Genomic DNA, 2706 nt, shown 5'->3' with positions numbered 1-2706 from the left:
AGGTTCCCCAGACGACGATTACCATGAGCGCAACAACCTCGAGGACCGATCGCGCCGTGAGAATCGACTGTGGGACAAGTTCGCGGTAGTCGCGCGAGCCGACGTGATCCACGAATGTCGTTCCCTCGCGGGCGAGCGTCGTCACGCCCGCGACGAGGACCCCCTCGACGAATACCCCACTCTCAGCGGTCGCAAACCAGAGCACGACACCACTGATGAGCGAGAGACCTATGACCGTTCGACCGAGATCCAACACACGAGGGAACGAGCGTGGGTAGGTCGGCGGCAGTGCCGCGTGGAGCTGGAAACTCCCACGTTTCTCCCGGAGCGAGCGGAACGGTGACCGCCATCCCCACCGTGAGTCAGTGACCGCCCAGTCCTCTGGAGCGGCGCGCTGCCCCGCGAACGTCGCCTCCAGCGTCTGCCGGAGCGCTCCAACGGTAATCTCGGCCCAGTAGACGACTAGGAGGTGTGCGAGGCCCCAGTCAAACAGGAGAATTCCGACGAGCGGAAGGGCGTTGGCCACGGCTACGCCAGCCAACGTACGCCGCCACGTCTGCAGTCCGTTCGCCACAGTGTCGTGCAGATTTTCTACTGGCGAATTAACAATTTATGGAATACTCAAGGCTAAAACCCGCCCTTCAGGATGGGGAGGATGTCAACGGCAACTAAGTTAAGTCAGTCTGCTCCGGCTCGGATATCGAATTCGTGGTCGTATTCGGCTCACAGATTACGGGCGAGGCAACGACGGCGTCTGATCTTGACATCGCAGTCAAGTTTGCGGACAGCCTGTCTGCCCGTGACCGATTCGAGAAACAGTGTTTCCTGTCGGGTGATCTTCAGTGGGAGGATTCGCCGTTCGTTGACCTCTCGGATATTGAGACGCTCCCGCTGGATGTCGCACACGATGCAGTCACCGGTTCGTTCGTCTGCGGTGATGAGCAGGCATTCGAACAGTTCAAGGCGGAGATTGAAGCACGGTTCGTCGAACAGCGGGACAACCTTCGCCGGCAGCAGCGTGCGGTACTCAACCGCATTGCGGAGGCGGGACTCCGTGGTTGACGAGCGAGTCGTCTCAATCAAAAACGTTCAGTGTCAAGCCGAGTTCGTTTCTCATTCCCCCAGACAAGGAGTCGCAATTTCGAGAGTTCCTCCAACGTCACAACGTTTCGGTCCACGGCGAATCAGAATCAAATTCTACTCGCTGGGTGTGGGGTCGGTTCGTCGTTACTGCACTCTTTATCGGGGGTGATTCCACTCAGCGCGATGTTCATCTGGCCGATCCAATACTCGTGGGCCGTTTTGCTCGTTCTCACCGTGATATCTGTCTTCTTGGTGAGACAGGGCTTTTGAACACTCTCTAACTCGACACGCCCGTGCTCCCAATGAGCGACTGGTCACCTGTTTGCCTCGTCAATGCGGTCAAGGACGTGGTCGAATGAACCACCGTAGACAAGTCGACTTCCGAGCCACAAAGTCACTATCCAAGTGCCAAGGCTGAGAACAACTGTGACCGTGGACGATACTAATCCGTTTGTGACTTTCCAAACCATGTTCGCGGTGACGCTCCCGATGAGGAGGACAGCCGTGAACACTAAGTGGTGTAAGCGATCCCCCTCTTGCGGGCCTGCCCTACGCCTACCAGTAGGAAGCCAAGCAAGAGCCAGCCAGACATGAGCGCGAGCGGTGTGTACTCAGCCACCCGGCTCTGAATGTCCTTCGAGCACCACGTCTTGTTTTCCTCGGTAATAGAGCCAGAAGAAGACGAGTAGCGTCAGAGGGAAGAATATGATTGCGACGATTGCCAGTGGTGGAAAGAGGATGAAGAGGGCAAACGTCTTCCACGAAACGATTGTGTCGCGGGGCATAGTGGAACGTTGGTTGACAGAACGTTTAAATTTGAAGTGACCGACTTACTTCTCTCTATTCAGCACGTCCACTGAAACCTCCCCAGATGCTGTTAGAAAATCCGTGCAACATACAGAGGGTGTGTCGGTCACACTGGGACTAATCACTGCTGTTTTTCATCAGTTCTCATTTTACAGAAGATATTTACTATCCTCAGAAAGAGTCCATTTCGTGAAGTCCTCCAGAATCAGCCAAGCGATAGTTGCCGCTGGTGGAGCTTTCGTCGCTTTGGGGTATCTTTTACCTTGGGCAGTTGTTGACCCCAATCACGAAGGACCCGTTGCCGACATTAAATTTTGGCGTCAGAACGTGGCGTTTGAATTAGATTATCTTGAAGCAAATGTACTCACACTACTCCCGTTGCTGCTAACTGGTGTGTTATTCGCATGGAATCCGAAGTCACGTGTTTCACAGGTAGACGGTGTTCTTAGTGGTCTATTCTACATTTCACTGCCGTTCTACTAACGAATGAATATCGTCCGCTTACATCATGTCCCTACAGACATCATCTACAGCGTGCTGGTCGGAGGCGTCCTAATCCTAGTTGGCGTAGGGTTTGCTGTATTGACAGACTCAGTACACAAAGCACAGTGACCGACTTGCGCGCTGTATTCAGCACGGGTTCACCAAATGATCAGCGACTGAGGATTTCAGCAGAGCTGTTTAGTTCTATCCCGCCCCTCCAGAAATCTCCGCTAGATAGGAAAGAAGCTCAATGATCGCTAAGAAATGTATGACACGCTGACAATGACGAGACAAAACCCAATGAATCGGTATAGCTAGATGATTATATCATAG

The 2706-nt window shown here is 53.8% G+C and carries 2 protein-coding genes and 1 pseudogene; 1 reads left to right on the top strand and 2 read right to left on the bottom strand.

The features are described 5' to 3' along the window. Positions 1-541 (bottom strand): DUF6498-containing protein (locus tag QT222_RS02975; RefSeq protein WP_491476256.1); only part of this gene is annotated, 541 nt, incomplete at its 3' end. Between the two features lie 140 nt (positions 542-681). On the opposite strand from QT222_RS02975, the pseudogene mntA reads away from it, so the two are divergent. After that, a pseudogene (mntA, locus tag QT222_RS02970) lies at positions 682-1062 on the top strand (type VII toxin-antitoxin system MntA family adenylyltransferase antitoxin); the annotation flags it as partial. A 632-nt stretch (positions 1063-1694) separates the two neighbouring features. On the opposite strand, the gene QT222_RS02965 reads toward mntA, so the two are convergent. Next, positions 1695-1868 (bottom strand): hypothetical protein, encoded by a 174-nt coding sequence (locus QT222_RS02965; protein WP_004060488.1) that lies wholly within the window; start codon positions 1866-1868, stop codon positions 1695-1697. Positions 1869-2706: the final 838 nt, after the last annotated feature.

Source organism: Haloferax sp. s1 (genome assembly GCF_058382125.1).
The sequence above is the reverse complement of the archived record's forward strand: the minus strand, read 5'-3'. Positions and strand labels throughout refer to the sequence as shown.

Excerpts from the sequence above, each read along its gene's own strand:
- QT222_RS02965 (WP_004060488.1), bottom strand. The coding sequence starts at position 1,868 with ATGCCCCGCGACACAATCGTTTCGTGGAAGACGTTTGCCCTCTTCATC.